This window comes from Granulicella cerasi (assembly GCF_025685575.1).
Taxonomy (GTDB): Bacteria; Acidobacteriota; Terriglobia; order Terriglobales; family Acidobacteriaceae; genus Granulicella; species Granulicella cerasi.
This window is the reverse complement of record NZ_JAGSYD010000004.1, coordinates 261,235-278,931: the sequence shown is the minus strand read 5'-3', so window position 1 is coordinate 278,931 and position 17,697 is coordinate 261,235. Positions and strand designations below refer to the sequence as shown.

The window sequence follows — 17,697 nt, the reverse complement described above, 5'->3', positions numbered from 1 at the left end:
CGAGCTACGTTACGAAGCTGTAACAAATCGACCGCTCGGCATGAGAACATAGGGTACGTACCACGGCCACTGCGAATGCGTCGTAGGCGTGTTCGCGCAACGTCACTCACTAACGTCTGTGGGGATTCATGTGCGGCATTGTGGGCGTCTTCGGACATCGCCCTGTAAGTCAGGTTATTTACGATTCCCTCTCCATGCTCCAGCATCGCGGGCAGGACGCGGCGGGTATCGCTACATCGTTTCTCAATCGCTTCTATCTGCATAAGGGCAACGGCCTCGTCACCGAGGTTTTTGATGTCGCGTCGATGGCCAAACTGCTTGGCGACATGGGCATCGGCCACGTACGCTACCCGACGGCCGGTTGCGGCTCGGTAGCGGAAGCGCAGCCGTTCTATGTGAACTCGCCGCACGGCATCGTCTTCGCGCACAACGGCAATCTGACGAACGTGGACGAGATTATCGAGACGGTCTTCGAGAAGGACCTGCGGCATCTCAATACGACCTCTGACAGCGAAGTCATGCTGAATGTCTTCGCCCACGCGCTCGGCAAACGAGACGCCATTCGCCCGACGCCGGAAGATGTCTTCGCTGCGGTGGAAGACACGCACAGTCTCTGCAAGGGTGGATACGCCGTGGTCGCGATGATCTCGACGGTGGGCATCGTTGCCTTCCGCGATCTGCACGGCATTCGCCCGCTCGTCTACGGCCAGCGCACCATCCACGGCCGCACGGATTACATGGTCGCGAGCGAGAGCGTTGCGCTGCAGGTGGATGGCTTCGAGTTGGTACGCGACCTCGAGCCGGGTGAATGTCTCTTCATCGACATTCATGGCAAGCTGCACACGTACAAGACGAAGCTCCCGCATACGAATGCGCCGTGCCTGTTTGAGTTTGTGTACCTCGCGCGTCCGGATTCTGTGCTTGATGGCGCGAGCGTCTACCAGTGCCGCATCAACATGGGCGACAAGCTGGCCGACAAGATTCTCCGCGAATGGCCGGACGTGAAGATCGACGCAGTGGTGCCGATCCCTTCGACCAGCCGCACCTCTGCGATCGAGATTGCGAACCGGCTCGGTATTCCCTATCGCGAAGGCTTCGTGCGCAATCGCTACGTGGGCCGCACCTTCATCATGCCCGGCAATGAACAGCGCAAGGCGTCAATTCGTCGCAAGCTGAATCCGATCCCGCAGGAGTTCAAGGACAAGAACGTTCTGCTGGTAGACGACTCCATCGTGCGAGGCAACACGATCAAAGAGATCATCGCGATGACGCGCGAACTTGGAGCGAAGAATGTTTACGTCTGCTCCGCTTCGCCCATGGTGATCTACCCGAACGTCTATGGCATCGACATGCCTTCGCGCGCGGAACTCGTGGCGAGCGGCAAGACACTCGATGAACTGGCCGAAGAGATCGGGGCGGACAAGGTCATCTTCCAGGACCTCGAAGACCTGAAGCAGTCCGTGACCGAGTGTGCGCCACATCTCACGGAGTTTGAAGGCTCGGTGTTTGATGGGCACTACATCACGGGTGACGTGACGGAGGAGTATCTCCGCGCGCTCGAAAAACAACGCAATGACGCAACCAAGATCAACGAAGATGTCACCAGCCACATCACGAGAAACCTTGCAGCACACCTCTAGTTCTGTCTCCGGCCAACGCATCCTGGTACTGCCAGGAGAGAGTGTCTTTTCATCCTTTGAAGCCGATCGCCTGCTGGCGAAGCTCGGTGCTGGTGTGTCTGCGGTAGAAGGCCAGTACGTCTACATCCTTGCGTTGAAGCCGGGTGTAGACGAGCTGCCTGCCGAGGAGTTGAAGAAGCTCGGCGGCCTGGTGGAGTTGAGCGCGGAGCCGCTTCCCTCTTCCGGCCTTTGGATCGGCCCGCGCCCCGGCACGATCAGCCCCTGGTCGAGCAAAGCAACGGACATTCTGCGGAACACGGGCTTCGTGGCGGTCGATCGCATTGAGCGTGCGCGCGTGGTTTCAATCGCAGGTACGGTCTCGATCGATGAAGTCGCGGCGGGGCTGTTTGATCGCATGACGGAGGCGGTCTTCGTAGACGGCGCCGCAAGCTTTTCTGCCCTGTTCGCCGAGCACCATGCGCGTCCGTTGACGCATGTCGACGTGCTGACGCGCGGTGCGGCTGCGATCGAAGAGGCAGATCGCGAGCTGGGACTCTCGCTGGCCGCCGATGAAATCGCGTACCTCGTGCGTGAGTTCACCGCGCTCGGCCGCAACCCGACGGACGTGGAACTCTACATGTTTGCGCAAGCGAACAGCGAGCACTGCCGCCACAAGATCTTCAACGCCTCGTGGACGATTGATGGTCAGCCGCAGGAGCATTCCCTCTTCGGCATGATTCGCAACACCTACGAGAAGTCGAGTGAGAACGTGCTCTCGGCGTATCGCGACAATGCGGCGGTCATCAGCGGATCGAAGGGCTCACGCTTCTTCCCTGAGCCGGGCAGCCATGAGTATAAGGCGCACGAGGAAGATGTCCACATTCTCTGCAAGGTAGAGACTCACAACCATCCGACGGCGATTTCGCCCTTTCCGGGCGCGGCGACGGGCGCGGGTGGTGAGATCCGCGATGAAGGCGCTACCGGTCGCGGCGCGAAGCCGAAGGCTGGGCTTGCGGGTTTCACGGTTTCGAATCTGCGCATCCCCGAGCTGACGCAAGCGTACGAGTTTGCCGAAGACAAGCCTGCAAACATTGCAAGTCCGCTCGACATCATGATGGAAGCGCCGCTTGGCGCCGCGGCTTATAACAACGAGTTTGGTCGCCCGAACCTGACCGGCTACTTCCGCACCTTCGAGCAGCGTGATGGCGATCGCACGTGGGGATATCACAAGCCGATCATGCTCGCAGGTGGTCTCGGTAGCATTCGCGCAGAGCATGTCGAGAAGGGCGCGATGAAGCCCGGCTATAAGCTCGTCGCGCTCGGTGGGCCGTCGATGCTGGTTGGCCTTGGCGGCGGTGCTGCATCGTCTGGTTCTTCAGGACAGAATGAACAGCTCGACTTCGCCAGCGTGCAGCGCGAGAACCCTGAGCTCGAGCGCCGTGCGCAGGAAGTGATTGATCGTTGCTGGCAGATGGGCGACGCGAATCCGATTGCGTTCATTCATGATGTCGGCGCTGGTGGTCTGTCGAACGCGTTCCCGGAACTCGTGAAGGACGGCGGTCTTGGCGGAGACTTCGACCTGAATGCGGTGCCGCGTGCGGAAGCAGGTCTGAGCCCGCTCGAGCTCTGGTGCAACGAGTCGCAGGAGCGCTACGTGCTTGCGATCGCACCGGAGAACCTCGACATTTTCATCGCCCTCTGCGAGCGCGAGCGCTGTCCGTATGCCGTGGTCGGCACGGGCACTGCGGAGCAGGAACTCAAGCTGCGCGACGGCGATGCGAACCCTATCGATCTGCCCATGCAGCTCCTCTTCGGCAAGCCGCCGAAGATGCAGCGCAGCTTCGAGCGTATCGACCTGGCTCAGCGGTCGCTTGATCTTTCGAAGATCACGCTTGCAGAGGCTATCGAGCGCGTCCTCCGCGTGCCTGCGGTCGCTTCGAAGAACTTTCTGATCACCATTGGCGATCGTTCTATCGGCGGACTCACGGTGCAGGATCAGATGGTAGGCCCGTGGCAGGTTCCGGTTGCCGACTGTGCTGTCACGATGACCTCGCACGGCTCAAAGACCGGCGAAGCGATGGCCATCGGCGAGCGCACGCCGCTTGCGGTGATCGATGCGGCAGCGTCGGCGCGCATGGCTGTGGGTGAGGTGATTACGAACCTTGCTGGAGCCGCGATTTCCAAGCTCTCGGACATCAAGCTCTCCGCTAACTGGATGGCCGCTGCCGGCGAGCCCGGCCAGGACGAAGCGTTGTATGACGCGGTGAAGGCTGTAGGCATGGAGCTATGCCCTGCTCTCGGCATCACGATTCCTGTCGGCAAAGATTCGATGTCCATGCGCACACGCTGGAGTGATGACGGTGCGGCGAAGTCAGTTGCGTCGCCGCTCTCGCTGATCATCTCGGGCTTCGCGCCGGTGGAAGACGTTCGCCGCACGTTGACGCCGAGCTTCGAAGACAAGAGCGCGGCGTTGCTGCTTGTAGACTTTGGTGTCGCCGTTCCTCGCATGGGCGGATCCGCGCTCGCGCAGGCGTTTGGACTCATGGGCAACGATGCGCCTGATACGCCGGAGCCTGCGAAGCTCAAGGCCTTCTTCGACGTTATCCAACGCCTTAACCGTGATGGGCTGCTGTTGGCTTACCACGATCGCAGTGATGGCGGCCTCCTCTCCACCTTGCTCGAGATGGCGTTTGCCAGCCAGAGCGGACTTCAAGTAAGCGACGAAGTGTCGACTATTGAGGGACTTTTTAACGAAGAACTTGGTGGCGTGATCGCCGTTCGGCGTGAAGACCGCTCACAAGTTGTGAGCATCATTCTCAGCGCTGGTTTGCATGTGGTCTATGCAGCAGATGCGATTGCCGAGAACCAGATCGTCGTTGGTGCGGAGCTCTACAAGAGTTCACGCACGGGCCTCCAGAAGGTCTGGTCGGAGACGTCGCATGCGGTCGCTCGCCGTCGAGATAATCCCTCATGCGCAGACCAGGAATTTGCGCTGCTCGAGGATGCAACGCGTCCGGGCATCGCGGTCCGCGCGAGCTTCGATCTCGCGGAGCGTCCGGCTGCGCCGTTCCTGAAGCTGGCTCGTCCGCGTGTAGCGATCTTGCGCGAGCAAGGTGTGAACGGACAGGTTGAAATGGCCGCAGCGTTTGATCGCGCGGGCTTCACGGCTGTCGATGTGCACATGAGCGATCTGCTTGCCGGTCGCGCGCATCTGAACGACTTCACCGGCCTCGCCGCTTGCGGTGGATTCAGCTATGGCGACGTGCTTGGCGCGGGCTCCGGCTGGGCGAAGACAATTCTCTACAACGATCAGCTTGCGGAGATGTTTGCGAACTTCTTCGCGCGCGAGAGCACCTTCTCGCTCGGCGTTTGCAACGGTTGCCAGATGATGGCGCAACTTCGCGACCTGATCCCCGGCGCCGCACACTGGCCGCGATTCCTGCGCAACACTTCCGCGCGCTTTGAGGCTCGCATCTGCATGGTGGAGATTCCTGAATCGCCTTCGATCATGTTCGCGGACATGGCTGGATCGCAGATGCCGATCGCGATTGCGCACGGCGAAGGCCGAGTGCACGAAGCGCCTGCTGATGCTGCCGTCGCCATGCGCTATGTCGACACCTACGGCAAGGCAACGCAGCAATATCCGCTGAATCCGAATGGATCGGCCGACGCCATCGCTGGTTTCACGAGCGATGATGGTCGCGCGCTGATTGTGATGCCACACCCCGAGCGCGTCTTCCTGGGTGAGCAGCACACGTGGACCCGCAAGCTTGAACACAGCCCCTGGCAGCGCATGTTTGATAACGCGCGCAAGTGGATTGGATAAGGACTCATGAGCAAACCTGAAACCATCGATTACAAATCTGCAGGCGTCGACATCGAGGCCGGTAACGAAGCTGTCCGCCGCATGAAGCAGCATGTGGCGAAGACGCATACCTCCGCCGTGCTCTCGGGCCTCGGCGCGTTCGGCTCGCTCTTTTCGCTGAAGGACGCCGTGGCCGGGCTCGCTGATCCCGTGATGGTGCAAAGCACCGACGGCGTTGGCACGAAGACGAAGGTCACCGTGATGGCCGGTCGCTACGAAGAGCTCGGCCGTGATCTTGTCGCCGCGGTTGCAGGCGACATCGCCGTGATGGGCGCGCGTCCGTTGACCTTCCTCGATTACCTCGGCATTCACAAGGTGGAGCCTGAGATCATCGAGGCGATTGTGCGCGGCATGAGCGATGCTTGCGCCGAAGCAGGCATCGCCCTCGTGGGTGGCGAGACCGCCGAGATGCCTGCGGTCTATGCTCCGGGCGAACTGGATGTGGTGGGGTTCGTTACAGGTGTTGTGGACCGCGAGAAGCTGCTTGATGGCTCGACTACGCAGGAAGGCGATGTGGTGTACGGCGTAGAGTCCACGGGCCTGCACACCAATGGCTGGTCGCTAGCGCGCAAGCTGCTCTTCCAGGTCGCGAAGCATAAGGTGGACGACACGCCTGCAGAGCTCGAAGGCAAGAGCCTTGCGGATGTACTGCTCGCGCCACATGCGAATTATGTGAAGCCGATTCGTCGCGCGCTCGATGCAGGGCTGCCGATCCGCGGCATGGCGCATATCACCGGCGGTGGACTCGTGGAGAACACGCCGCGCGTGCTGCCCGAAGGTTTTGGTGCGGACATCGATGTTCGCTCGTGGGCTGCACAGCCGATCTTCGCGCTGCTGCAGAAGCTTGGCAACATCGATGCGGAAGAGATGCACCGCGTCTTCAACATGGGTGTTGGTCTTGCGATCATCGCTCCTGCCGGACTGCTTGAAGAGTTGAGCACGGCGTTTGCGCCCTTCCGCGTTTGGGAGATCGGCAAGGTCACGAGAGCACATGCGGGCGTCAAGCTCGTGGAGGCAGAGTGATCGATCCGCAAACACTCATCGCTGCTATCCCGGGTTGCCTTGCGCAGACGGACGTTCCAACGGGCACGAAGTACACAGGCAAGGTGCGCGACACGTATGACCTGAATGATGGTCGCTTGCTGTTGATCACCACCGACCGTCAGAGCGGCTTCGATCGTTTGCTGGGCGCGATTCCCTACAAGGGGCAGGTGCTGAATCGCACGTCTCTGTGGTGGTTTGAACGTACGCAGCACATCGTGCCGAACCACGTGCTGGCAAGTTCGCACGCGAATGCGTTGCTGGGCCGCAAATGTACGGTGCTTCCGATCGAGTTCGTGGTGCGTGGATACCTCACGGGTTCGACCGATACATCGATCTGGACGAAGTATCAGAACGGCGAACGCAGCTTCGCGACGATCACGCTTCCTGATGGCATGAAGAAGAACCAGCCGTTGCCGCAGAACATCGTGACGCCAACGACGAAGGAAACGACGCATGATCGCCCCATCACCGGGGAGGAGATTGTGAGTGAGGGCTGGCTGACCGCAGAGCAATGGGCTTACTGCCAGATGAAGGCGCTTGAGCTCTTCGCGTTCGGTCAGCAGGAGGCCGCGAAGCATGGGCTGATTCTCGTCGATACGAAGTACGAGTTCGGCGTGGACAGCGAAGGCACGATTCGCCTGATCGACGAAGTGCATACGCCTGACTCGAGCCGCTACTGGTTGGCTGATTCTTACGAGCAACTCGTGGCGGATGGCAAAGAGCCGCACATGATCGACAAAGAGTTCTTTCGCCTGTGGTTCCGCGAGCGCTGCGATCCTTACGCAGATGCGACATTGCCCACGCCGCCGCCAGAGCTGATCGCGGAGCTTGCAGCGCGCTACATTCAGCTCTTCGAGACCATTACGGGCGAGACCTTCGCGCCCGATCCTCGTCCGCTGAACGCAACGATCGCGGAGGCGCTCGCCTAATGTCGGAATGCATCCTCATCGTTGGCTCAGGCGCTCGCGAACACGCTATTGCTGTCGCGCTCGCTCGCTCGCCGCAGCAGCCCGAAGTGCTTTGCTTCGGCAGCGCACGTAACCCCGGCATCGCGGCACTCGCTTCCGCCTACACCACGGGCAAGACGACGGATGCTGTCGCTGTGGCGCGTTTTGCGGTGGAGCATCAGGCGACGATTGCGATCGTTGGGCCTGAAGATCCGCTTGCTGCAGGTGTGGCCGATGCGCTGTGGAGCGCTGGCGTTCCGAATGTGGGGCCTACGGCTTCGCTGGCGCGGCTTGAATCGAGTAAGGGCTTTACCCGTTCGCTGCTGGACACTGCGGGCATCGACGCGAACCCTGCGTTTGAGCGCTTCACTTCGATGGATGGCGTTCAGGAATGGCTCGACCGTTTCCCCGCTGCCCATGTCATCAAGGACGATGGCCTTGCTGGCGGCAAGGGCGTCAAAGTCTACGGCGATCATCTGCATTCACTGGAAGAGAGCCTGGCTTACTGCGAAGAGTTGACCGCTGCGGGGCGTCCGTTTGTGCTGGAGGAAAAGCTCATTGGGCAGGAGTTTTCGCTGCTGAGTTTTTCTGACGGCACAACGCTGCGACACATGCCCGCCGTGCAGGACCACAAACGCGCCTACAACAACGACGAAGGCCCGAACACCGGCGGCATGGGAACGTATACCGATGCTGATGGATCGTTGCCGTTCCTCGAGCCGAACGACATTGCCCTTGCGCAGAGCATCAACGAGCGCACGATTGCGGCGTTGCGTGAGCAATGCGGTGAGCCGTATCGCGGCATCCTCTACGGCGGCTTTATTGCGACAGCAACGGGCGTTCGGCTCATCGAATACAACGCGCGTTTCGGCGATCCTGAATCGCTGAATCTTCTAACCTTGCTCGAGAGCGACTTCGTTGCGATCTGTCGCGGAATCGCCGATGAGAAGCTTGACTCCGTTGAAGTGAAGTTCAACGCGCAGGCGAGTGTATGCAAGTACATCGTGCCTGAGGGATATCCTGAAGCTCCGCGCAAAGGCGATGATGTTGTGTTGCCTTCAGGCCTTCCCTCCGCGGTGACGACATACCTTGGAGCGGTGGACGAGAAGGATGGTCAGCTCGTCGCGACTGGTTCGCGCACGGTGGGGTTTGTTGCTGTGGGCAGCACGATCGCCGAAGCTGAAGCGCTCTGCCAGCAGGCTTGCGATGCTGTCAGTGGCCCGTTCTTCTTCCGTTCGGACATCGCGACAAAGCCCGCGCTGGATCTCCGCATTCGCATGATGAAGGAGCTGCGCGCACGATGAGCCAGACTCCACTCAAGGTCGCGGTACTCGGTTCCACGCGGGGCACCGCCATGCAAGGTCTGCTGAATGCGATTCGAGAGAAGTCGCTCGACGTTGAGCTCGTGCTTGTACTCTCCGACCGCGAAAACGCAGGGATTCTTGAGCGCGCACAACTGCATAATGTGCCGTCGCTCTGGATTCCGGCGAAGGGCGTGTCGCGCGAGGCGTGGGAGGCGGAAGCGACGAAAGCTCTACGAGCAGTGGGTGCGGACTTGGTGTTGATGATCGGCTTCATGCGTATCGTGACGCCGCAGTTCGTGAATGATTGGCGAGGCAAGCTGCTCAACGTGCATCCCTCGTTGCTGCCGCTATTCGCAGGCGGCATGAACATGGACGTTCACGCGGCCGTGCTTGCTGCTGGCGTCGACGAGACGGGATGCACGATCCACCATGTGACTGAAGAGGTGGATGGAGGCCCGATCGTGTTGCAGATGCGCTGCCCTGTTTTGCCGGGCGATACCCCTGAAACGCTGAAGGACCGCGTGCAGGCTCTCGAACAACAAGCGTTCGTAGAAGTGCTGCGCCACTGGAGCAAACGATGACAACGAAGAAGAAGGTCGCGCCCGTTGCGGGCATCATCATGGGCTCGAAGTCTGACTGGCCCACCATGGAAGCTGCTGCGAAGACGCTCGATGAGTTTGGCGTGGCGTATGAAGTTGAAGTGGTGAGTGCGCATCGCACGCCCGACAAGATGATGCGTTATGCGGAGTCGGCGAAGGCCCGCGGCTTGCGTGCCATCATCGCTGGCGCTGGCGGAGCGGCGCATCTGCCGGGCATGGTCGCATCGAAGACGACCGTTCCGGTACTCGGTATCCCGGTGAAGAGCCGCGCGTTGAATGGCCTTGATTCGCTGCTTTCGATCGCGCAGATGCCAGCTGGCGTTCCTGTTGCGACGTTTGCGATCGGCGAAGCGGGAGCGCGCAATGCGGCGCTCTTTCTGGTGTCGATGCTCGCGGCGCACGATGAGACGTTGGCGAAGAAGATCGAACTCTTTCGCTCCAAGCAAACGAAGACGGTTTTGAAGGGACCTGACCCCCGCAAATGAGTAATGCATCCAAGCCGCGCGTCGGCATTCTTGGCGCTGGACAACTTGCGCTTATGCTCGCTGAGGCGGGTGAGCGCATTGGCGTCGACGTGATCTGTGCTGGGTCCACGGGCGATTGCGCAGAGCAAGTCGCTCCGCTCATCGTGGTGGATCTGGAGCATGTCGATGAGGTTCAGACCTTCGCCGATACGGTGGATGTGCTGACGCTCGAAAGCGAAAACATCGAGGCTCCCGTGCTCGCGAATCTTACGAATCTCGCACCGAATGCTGGTGCCGTGAAGATCGCGCAGGACCGTCTCTTTGAGAAGGACTTCCTTCGTTTCAATGGCGTGGCGACAGCTCCTTACGCGGAGATCAATTCCCTGCGCGATTTGACCGAGGCGCTCAAGGTCATCGGTGCGCCGAGCATCCTGAAGACGCGTCGTCTCGGCTATGACGGCCGCGGTCAGGTTCGCATCTCGCATGTGGATGAGGCTGCATCGGCCTGGGCACATACCGGCGGAGCGCCGTGCATTCTTGAGGGCATGGTGGACTTCGAATGCGAGGTTTCGCTGATTGCTGCACGCAGCGCTAACGGCGAGCTGGCGTTCTATCCACTAGTACGCAATGAACATCGCGCCGGCATTCTGCGTGTTTCGACGGCCCCGTACGAGAACAAGAAGATGCAGAAGCTTGCGGAGAAACACCTGAAGTCTCTGCTGCAGGCACTGGATTACGTCGGTGTGCTCACGGTCGAGTTCTTCGTGACGTACGACAGCCTGATTGCGAACGAGATGGCCCCGCGTGTTCACAACAGCGGCCACTGGACGATCGAAGGCTCAGAGACTTCGCAGTTTGAAAACCATTTGCGCGCGGTACTGGGATGGCCGTTGGGTTCGACGGCGAGCAAGCCCACCGTGATGCTCAACTGCATCGGCTCCATGCCGACGCTGGAAGAGACCAAGGCGTTCCCTGCGCTGCACCGCCACGACTATGGCAAGGCTGCACGCGAAGGACGCAAGGTCGGCCACCTCACGATCGCCGCAGAAGAAACTGCGACGATCGAAGAGTGGAAGAAGCGACTGGCAGACTAGTACAACTCGGCGACGAAGAGGTCGTCGAGCGTTTCACGGCGACGAATCAGGACGGTCTTGCCGTCTTCGATCAGCACCTCTGCCGGATGGACGCGCGTGTTGTAGTGCGACGCGAGCGACATGCCGTAAGCGCCTGCATCGAGCAGCGCTACCAGATCACCGGAGCGAAGCTCTGCGGTCTCACGGTCCTGCGCGAAGAAGTCTCCGCTTTCGCACACCGGCCCGACGATGTCGGCTTTGCTGGCCGGACGCGACGCGTCGAGCAGCACCGGCACGATCTCGTGGTGGGCCTTGTACAGCGCGGGGCGGATGAGATCATTCATCGCAGCGTCCGCGATCACGAAGCGCTTGGCGCCGTTTTGCTTGGTGTAGAGCACACGCGTAACGAGAGCGCCCGCCTGCGCGATGATGAAGCGGCCGGGCTCGAGTAGCAGATGTGCGTCGAAGCCTTCGAGCACCGAGCGGAGTGCCTTGGCGTACTGTTGCACGCTGGCTGCCGGATCGAATGCGGCTGTTCCGTATTCGATGCCGAAGCCACCGCCTGCATCGACGTTGCGAAGGTTGATGCCATCCTTACGCAGCTCTTCGACGAGTTCGCGCACGCGCTGCAAGGCAGCCGCGAAAGGCTCAACGGAGCGGATCTGCGAACCGATGTGAACGCTGACGCCGGTGGGTTCGATGCCTTCCAGTTGCGCCGCGCGGGCGTATACCTGGCGAGCACGCGCGATGGCGATGCCGAACTTGTGCTCGCTCATGCCGGTCGAAATGTACGGGTGCGTTTCCGCGAAGACGTCCGGGTTCACGCGCAGTGCTACGCGTGCTGTCTTGCCGAGTGCTTGCGCGCGTTCTGCGAGCAACTCAAGTTCGGCTTCGCTCTCCACGTTGAACTGCAGGATGCCTGCTTCGAGAGCAGCATCCATCTCCCACGCCTGCTTGCCGACGCCGGAGAACACGACGCGGCTAACGGCCTCTGGCGCCGCGCGTCGAACACGCTCCAACTCGCCACCGGAGACGATATCGAAGCCGCATCCTAATGCGCCGAGACGCTTCAACAAGCCAAGCGCGGAGTTGGCCTTCACGGCGTAGCAGATGGTGTGATCGACACCAGCGAAGCCGTTGGCGATCATCGCCACGCGCTCGCGGACGGCGTCGGCGCTGTACACGTAAAGCGGTGTGCCGAACTCATCGGCGAGCGCGGCGACGTCGACGCCGGAACATACGAGGCGATCGCCGTCGTACACGAAAGGTCTGGGAGAAGCTGAGGAACTCACCAGACCATTCTAACGGGCGGCGTTACTGCGCTCCAGCGCTGTTCTGCGGCGGAGCCATCGGCACGAACTCTTCGTTCGGCATCACCAGCCAGGCAATGAGGTAAGCAACGATCGGCAGGCCTGCGAACAGGATGCAAAGCGCCACCACGAGACGCACGATCGCTACGTCGATCGCGTAGTAGCGCGCGATGCCTGCGCAAACACCGGCGATCATGCGGCCTTCCTGTGGCCGAACGAAGCGCGAACGCGGTCCGCTATAGCCATAGAGGGTTTCGGGAACGACATACGCTCCACAATGACTGCAAAAACGAGCGCCGGACTGAACTTCCTTACCGCAAACTGTGCACATCATGATGACACCTCCGAAAACTGCAACGTTCTCAGATACGCAAACATCACGAGCTCGGTTCCCTGCGATTTAGCGGGTGTACGGCTGTTTCAGATATTTCCTCGCCGCGTCAGCTTGCGACTGATCTCCGCCGGGAGCTGCGGCCATGTTGTAGAGCCGCACCGCCTGTGTACGGTCGTGCAGCAGATCGTACATATTGCCGGCGTTCAACTGCGCGCGCTTGCGAAGCCAGTCGCTGCAGTTAGGCTGTTGTGCCGCCTTGAGGAAGCTATCTGCCGCGCCTTGAATATCGTTGTAGCCGCGCTGCGTCTCGCCGAGACCGAAGTACGCGAGCTGAAGGCGGGGCTCCGTGAAGTAGCCCGGCTTCCCTGCATCTTCGAGCACCTTCTTGTACTCGGCGATGGCTTGCACGCCCTGGCCATCATCCTTCAGCAGGTTCGCAACTTCGAGGCGAAACAGAAAGTCGCGCGGATACTGCTGCGCGAGCGAACGCTCCACCTGAAGAGCTTCGGAGTAGCGGCCGTCGTGACGCAGAAAGAGGCTCAACGCTGTGCGTGATTCAACGCTCGTCACAGGGCCATGCGCTGCGGAGATGCGCAGCATTTCGAGGCCGCGCTGCTTGTTGCCTCCCACGCCGAAGAAGCCTACAAGGATGCGGATGACGCGCGGCAGGCTTGCGACTGCGTACTGCTGGATGCCCACAGCCATATTGGCGTCGGCGTACTGCGGATCGATCTTCAGCGCGGCCTCGGAGTCGTTGCGAGCAGACAAGCCCTGCTTCGCTGCGGCCGACCAGGAATGGTCGACGAGAATCAGAAACGACGCGTGCATTCCCTTTGCATACGAGCGCGCGAAGAGGGCGTTCTTGTCATTGGGATCTTTCTTCAATGCCGAATCGCACATGTCGATGACGCGATTGGAGAGGTCTTCGATCTGCTGTCGCACGGCGGGTGACACGTTCACCTGACGTTTGTTCAGCAGGAAAGAATCGTGCGCGTAGTACGTCGTGTCGAGCAGATCCTGAATGTAAAGCTCGCGAAAAAGCGTGCCCAGCAACAGGTAGTTGTAGGCCATAGGATCGTTGGGATGTTGCTGCGCGACTATTTGCCAACCATGCAGCGCGTCGTTGAAGTCGAGGCTGTAAAAGTGGTCGAACGCCTGGCGGACCTGCGGATCAACGTTCAGCGGCGCCGTGTGTGGCGGCACGGCCATCTGCGCGGATGCGACTGAGGAGATCGACGTTGCGGCCACGGCCAGCAACAGGAGACGACGAAACTGTCCGCAAACACCCACGAGACCACTCCTTCGCGTCCGCGTACGACGCATCTAAAACTATACCGGCCAAGGCGCCAACTATACCGGCCACGGCGCCGAGGCGTATAAGTAGAGACGAGATGGAAATGTTTCTGTTTATCGCGGCTGTTGCTCTGCTGGTCATTGGCAGCGCGGTGTATATCTTCTTCGGCACCCAGCGCGCCATCGTCCCGCCCGTTCGCCATACGCGCGCCGAGTACCTGCATGACCGTAAGACCGTGATTTACGACAACCTGCGTGACCTGAACTTCGAGTTCCGCGCGGGCAAGTATCCTGTGGCCGATTACGAGTTGCAACGCACGGCGCTGGAGGCTGAGGCCGCGTCGGTTGTCAGCGAACTCGAGCGGTTGCAGTCGCATCAGACCGCCTAAGCTCCCGATAACAGAACAGCGCAAGCCGCGACGATAGTATCCTTGAGACGTGCTACAGCTACGTTTTCGCCCTCTCGTCCTGGCTCTCTGCTCTCTCTCGCTTCCGGCGCTTGCCGCGACGCCGATCACCGGTACGGTGACGAACAAGACCACGGGCAAGCCCGCGGCCGGCGACGACGTGGTGCTCATCCGTCTCGCGCAGGGCATGCAGGAGTCCACGCGCACCAAGACCGACAGCAAGGGCCACTACACGCTCGAGGTGCCGGACGAAGGTCTGCACCTCATCCGCGTCATGCACGACAAGGCGAACTACTTTCGCCCCGCGCCTCCGGGAACGCAGTCGGTGGACCTCGAGGTCTACAACGCAGCGGAGCATGTGAAGGGCGTCTCGACCGAAGCCGAGGTCATGCGCATCCAGACGGATCCCTCGGGCACGAGCCTGAAGGTCGTTGAAAACTTCTTCGTGAAGAATGAGTCCGAGCCTGCCTTGACGCAGTTCTCGAACCAGCCGTTCGACTTCTACCTGCCGGAAGGAGCGGTCGTCGAAGGCTCCGCCGCACTCGCGCCGGGCGGTATGCCTGTGCAGGCTGCGCCCGTGCCGCTGGCTGACAAGGGACACTTCACCTTCATCTTCCCCATCCGCCCCGGCGAGACTCGCTTTCAGGTGACGTATCACCTGCCGTACAGCGGCAAGATCGACCTCGTGCCGAAGCTTCCGTGGAAGGTCGGCACGATCGCGTTGATGATGCCAAAGGCGATGAAGTTCACGCCGGTTCCGGGCAGCCCGTTCTCCTCGGTCGATGATGAGGTGAACGCGCAGACGTTTGTGGCGCGCAATGTGGCTCCGGGCTCACCGCTCAGCTTCACGCTTACCGGCACCGGCCAGCTTCCGCGCGACTCGCAGAACCCGGACCAGGGTAGCGGACAGCAAGGTCCCGCAGCCGGCGGAGCTGCCGCTGGTGGAAGCGATGCGCCTGTCGCCGCAACGGAAAATACGAAGCCCGGCAAGGGTATCGACAACCCGCTCGATCCTGACGGCAACCGCACGCCGCTGGATAAGTACAAGTACTGGATCCTCGCAGGCCTGCTGCTCGCCTTCGCTGTAGCCGCTGGCATCCTGCTGCGCAAGCCTGCAACGCCCTCACTCGCGGGTGGCACGCCGCCCCCTGTGCCGCCTACGAACTATCCGCCTGTGACTCCGGTCGCGCATGGTGATCACACGCTCAACGCGCTGAAGGAAGAACTCTTCTCGTTGGAGACTGAACGCCTTGAAGGCAAGCTGAGCGAGGCCGAGTATGCGTCGCAGAAGCTCGCGCTCGAAACCGTGCTCAAGCGCGCTCTGGCTCGTCGCGACAGCGGCAAGCTGGGAGCGTAGTCTAGGAGGCGTATGGCACTTCTCTTTCGCAGCCTCCGATTGATCGCGCTTTCCATCTGGGTGGGCGGCATCGTCTTCTTCGTCGCGGGCGTTACGATCGTCGCGTTCAAGTCGATGCCCGACGCGCATACGGCGGGCATCATCGTGCGCGGCAGCCTGCTGTCGCTGCATCGCATCGGGCTGATCGCTGGTGGTGTCTACCTCTTCTTCACGCTGGCGCTGTTGGCCTCTCAGCGTGATACACATCCGGTGCGCGCGGTGGAACTTGCGATCGTGATCTCGATGATCGTGCTCACAGGCTACTCACAGATGTCTGTGATTCCCCGCATGGACACCGACCGCCTCACGCTTGGCGGCGATGTCTCGAAGGCATCGCCCGATAACCCGGCGTATAAGCACTTCAGCCGTCTGCACGGCCTGAGCGAGAAGCTTGAGGGCGTCGTGCTGATCGAAGGTCTGGTGTTGCTGATCCTCGCACCAGTTCACGGTCGCGATGACTTCGACCGCTTCGCCTAAACCGAAAGCAGTTCAAAAAGAAACGGCCTGAGATCACTCAGGCCGTTTCTTCGTGCGTGAGAAGCCCGACTAGCTGCGCGGGGAAACACCTTCGAGAGGCGAGCTGGCGGTCGCGTAGAGCTTTTTCGGCATACGACCTGCGAGGAACGATTCGCGGCCCGCTTCGGTGGCCTTACGGAACGCGGAGGCCATCTTCAGCGGATCCTTCGCGCCTGCGATGGCGGTGTTCAGCAGTACGGCATCGAAGCCCATCTCCATCGCAAGCGCGGCATCCGAAGCTGTTCCCAGACCGGCATCCACGATCAGCGGAACCTCCGTGATCAGCTCGCGCATCATGCGCAGCGTGTAGGTGTTTGCGATGCCCAGGCCTGTGCCGATCGGCGCGCCCAATGGCATGATCGCCGCGGCTCCGGCATCGATCAAACGCTTCGCAAAGACAATGTCATCCGTCGTATACGGCAAGACCGTGAAGCCTTCCTTCACGAGAACTTTCGTCGCTTCGAGTGTTGCTTGAACATCCGGGTACAGCGTTGCCTGATCGCCGATGACCTCGATCTTCACCCAGTCCGAGAGACCCACTTCTCGCGCCAGCATCGCCGCGCGGATCGCTTCGTCTGCGGTGTAACAGCCTGCGGTGTTCGGCATCAGGAAGTAGCGCTTGGGATCGATGAAGTCGAGCAGTGACTCCTTGGAGCGGTCGAGGTTCACGCGGCGCACGGCGACGGTGACCATCTCGGTGCCGGAAATCTCCATGCAGGCGGCGGTTTCGGGGCCGTCCTTGTACTTGCCGGTGCCGACGATCAGGCGCGAACGAAAGGTGCGGCCTGCAATGGTCAGCAGATCTTCGGTGGCAGCGGAGGCGGTCGTCGTCGGCTCAAGAACATCGATACTCATGACACAAGCTTACGAGAAGCCGCGCTGCGTTGCGAGTCTCTGACGCCGCTTACCGTGCAACACAAACAGCAAACGGCCCGCGAGTAAGATTCGCGGGCCGCCTGGTGGTGAACTGTTGAGATTGACCTGAGGACACCCGTTCTCGGAGTGGGCCTCGGCAGAAGGAATGCTACGAAATACTGCCAGGTCTAGAGCAACAGGAGCCCTAAGCCTCAGTCACCTCACGTTGCGGGTTGTAACTGTTACTGTCAATTTTCATAGATAGGGATCATCCTCCTTTCCCGTGTACACAGAGATGTACGCCCCTTCGCTGTGCAAATCAAGAGCGCACCTGCCCACTTTTTGCATCACACCGAAAAGAGGAGACATACACCATGAAGGCAGCAACTGTAATTGGTATTGTTCTGGTCCTGCTCGGGATCGTAGGGTTCGCAATGGGAGGCTTCTCGTTCTCACACGAGAAGAAGGACGTGGACATGGGGCCGCTGCAGATCTCGCACCAGAAGAAGGAAACAGTGCCGATTCCGCCGATCCTTTCGGGCATCGCCCTGCTGGGCGGCATCGGCTTGATCGTCGTCGGCGCGAAGAGCAAGTAAGACAGGCGCTGAGCGCGCCGTCGCGTCACAGGATCCAGGCCTGCGTGTAGGAAGCTCTTCCCTGCGTGGGCCTTT

Annotated in this window: 16 protein-coding genes; 12 read left to right on the top strand and 4 right to left on the bottom strand. The window is 60.7% G+C overall.

What is annotated here, in order from left to right; genetic code table 11:
* Positions 1-128: 128 nt before the first annotated feature.
* The 8 genes from purF to OHL11_RS14810 are packed head-to-tail and all read left to right on the top strand — an operon-like array spanning position 129 to position 10,936.
* Positions 129-1,640 (top strand): amidophosphoribosyltransferase, encoded by a 1,512-nt coding sequence (gene purF, locus OHL11_RS14845; protein WP_263372312.1) that lies wholly within the window; start codon positions 129-131, stop codon positions 1,638-1,640.
* Positions 1,624-5,445, top strand: a complete 3,822-nt coding sequence (gene purL / locus OHL11_RS14840) for a phosphoribosylformylglycinamidine synthase (RefSeq protein ID WP_263372311.1) — start codon at positions 1,624-1,626, stop codon at positions 5,443-5,445. The genes purF and purL overlap by 17 nt, the downstream gene beginning before the upstream one ends.
* A 6-nt stretch (positions 5,446-5,451) precedes the next feature.
* Entirely contained in the window at positions 5,452-6,507 is a 1,056-nt protein-coding gene (purM, locus tag OHL11_RS14835; RefSeq protein WP_263372310.1) for a phosphoribosylformylglycinamidine cyclo-ligase, read from the top strand.
* A complete protein-coding gene (locus OHL11_RS14830) occupies positions 6,504-7,457 on the top strand; it encodes a phosphoribosylaminoimidazolesuccinocarboxamide synthase (protein ID WP_263372309.1) in 954 nt (317 codons plus the stop codon). Before purM ends, OHL11_RS14830 begins: the two co-directional genes overlap by 4 nt.
* On the top strand, positions 7,457-8,779 hold the full coding sequence (gene purD, locus OHL11_RS14825) for a phosphoribosylamine--glycine ligase (protein WP_263372308.1): 1,323 nt from the start codon (positions 7,457-7,459) through the stop codon (positions 8,777-8,779). Before OHL11_RS14830 ends, purD begins: the two co-directional genes overlap by 1 nt.
* Entirely contained in the window at positions 8,776-9,360 is a 585-nt protein-coding gene (gene purN / locus OHL11_RS14820; RefSeq protein ID WP_263372307.1) for a phosphoribosylglycinamide formyltransferase, read from the top strand. Before purD ends, purN begins: the two co-directional genes overlap by 4 nt.
* A complete protein-coding gene (gene purE, locus OHL11_RS14815; RefSeq protein ID WP_263372306.1) occupies positions 9,357-9,863 on the top strand; it encodes a 5-(carboxyamino)imidazole ribonucleotide mutase in 507 nt (168 codons plus the stop codon). Before purN ends, purE begins: the two co-directional genes overlap by 4 nt.
* The gene (locus OHL11_RS14810) at positions 9,860-10,936 is read left to right on the top strand and encodes a 5-(carboxyamino)imidazole ribonucleotide synthase (protein ID WP_263372305.1); all 1,077 of its coding nucleotides are present in this window, start codon (positions 9,860-9,862) and stop codon (positions 10,934-10,936) included. Before purE ends, OHL11_RS14810 begins: the two co-directional genes overlap by 4 nt.
* Here the strand turns inward: OHL11_RS14810 and lysA are convergent.
* The 3 genes from lysA to OHL11_RS14795 all read right to left on the bottom strand — a co-directional run bounded on the left by lysA (position 10,933) and on the right by OHL11_RS14795 (position 13,849).
* Entirely contained in the window at positions 10,933-12,207 is a 1,275-nt protein-coding gene (lysA, locus tag OHL11_RS14805) for a diaminopimelate decarboxylase (protein ID WP_263372304.1), read from the bottom strand. The genes OHL11_RS14810 and lysA overlap by 4 nt on opposite strands.
* A 22-nt stretch (positions 12,208-12,229) precedes the next feature.
* Positions 12,230-12,559, bottom strand: coding sequence for a PspC domain-containing protein (locus tag OHL11_RS14800; RefSeq protein ID WP_263372303.1), 330 nt, complete (start codon positions 12,557-12,559; stop codon positions 12,230-12,232).
* Between the two features lie 66 nt (positions 12,560-12,625).
* Positions 12,626-13,849, bottom strand: a complete 1,224-nt coding sequence (locus OHL11_RS14795) for a tetratricopeptide repeat protein (RefSeq protein WP_263372302.1) — start codon at positions 13,847-13,849, stop codon at positions 12,626-12,628.
* Between the two features lie 107 nt (positions 13,850-13,956).
* Here OHL11_RS14795 and OHL11_RS14790 point away from each other — a divergent pair, with 107 nt between their 5' ends.
* The 3 genes from OHL11_RS14790 to OHL11_RS14780 are packed head-to-tail and all read left to right on the top strand — an operon-like array spanning position 13,957 to position 16,132.
* Positions 13,957-14,241, top strand: a complete 285-nt coding sequence (locus OHL11_RS14790; protein ID WP_263372301.1) for a hypothetical protein — start codon at positions 13,957-13,959, stop codon at positions 14,239-14,241.
* Between the two features lie 49 nt (positions 14,242-14,290).
* On the top strand, positions 14,291-15,616 hold the full coding sequence (locus OHL11_RS14785; RefSeq protein WP_263372300.1) for a carboxypeptidase-like regulatory domain-containing protein: 1,326 nt from the start codon (positions 14,291-14,293) through the stop codon (positions 15,614-15,616).
* A gap of 12 nt (positions 15,617-15,628) precedes the next feature.
* Entirely contained in the window at positions 15,629-16,132 is a 504-nt protein-coding gene (locus tag OHL11_RS14780) for a DUF4149 domain-containing protein (protein WP_263372299.1), read from the top strand.
* Between the two features lie 69 nt (positions 16,133-16,201).
* On the opposite strand, the gene OHL11_RS14775 is transcribed toward OHL11_RS14780, so the two are convergent.
* Complete coding sequence (locus tag OHL11_RS14775) at positions 16,202-17,026, bottom strand: thiazole synthase (RefSeq protein ID WP_263372298.1); 825 nt, start codon at positions 17,024-17,026, stop codon at positions 16,202-16,204.
* 374 nt (positions 17,027-17,400) lie between these two features.
* Between OHL11_RS14775 and OHL11_RS14770 the strand changes: the two genes are divergently transcribed.
* A complete protein-coding gene (locus OHL11_RS14770; protein ID WP_263372297.1) occupies positions 17,401-17,622 on the top strand; it encodes a YidH family protein in 222 nt (73 codons plus the stop codon).
* Positions 17,623-17,697: the final 75 nt, after the last annotated feature.

Coding starts and splice junctions, on each gene's coding strand:
- purF (WP_263372312.1), top strand. CDS start 129: ATGTGCGGCATTGTGGGCGTCTTCGGACATCGCCCTGTAAGTCAGGTT.
- purM (WP_263372310.1), top strand. CDS start 5,452: ATGAGCAAACCTGAAACCATCGATTACAAATCTGCAGGCGTCGACATC.
- purD (WP_263372308.1), top strand. CDS start 7,457: ATGTCGGAATGCATCCTCATCGTTGGCTCAGGCGCTCGCGAACACGCT.
- purN (WP_263372307.1), top strand. CDS start 8,776: ATGAGCCAGACTCCACTCAAGGTCGCGGTACTCGGTTCCACGCGGGGC.
- purE (WP_263372306.1), top strand. CDS start 9,357: ATGACAACGAAGAAGAAGGTCGCGCCCGTTGCGGGCATCATCATGGGC.
- OHL11_RS14810 (WP_263372305.1), top strand. CDS start 9,860: ATGAGTAATGCATCCAAGCCGCGCGTCGGCATTCTTGGCGCTGGACAA.
- OHL11_RS14800 (WP_263372303.1), bottom strand. CDS start 12,559: ATGATGTGCACAGTTTGCGGTAAGGAAGTTCAGTCCGGCGCTCGTTTT.
- OHL11_RS14790 (WP_263372301.1), top strand. CDS start 13,957: ATGTTTCTGTTTATCGCGGCTGTTGCTCTGCTGGTCATTGGCAGCGCG.
- OHL11_RS14780 (WP_263372299.1), top strand. CDS start 15,629: ATGGCACTTCTCTTTCGCAGCCTCCGATTGATCGCGCTTTCCATCTGG.
- OHL11_RS14775 (WP_263372298.1), bottom strand. CDS start 17,026: ATGAGTATCGATGTTCTTGAGCCGACGACGACCGCCTCCGCTGCCACC.
- OHL11_RS14770 (WP_263372297.1), top strand. CDS start 17,401: ATGAAGGCAGCAACTGTAATTGGTATTGTTCTGGTCCTGCTCGGGATC.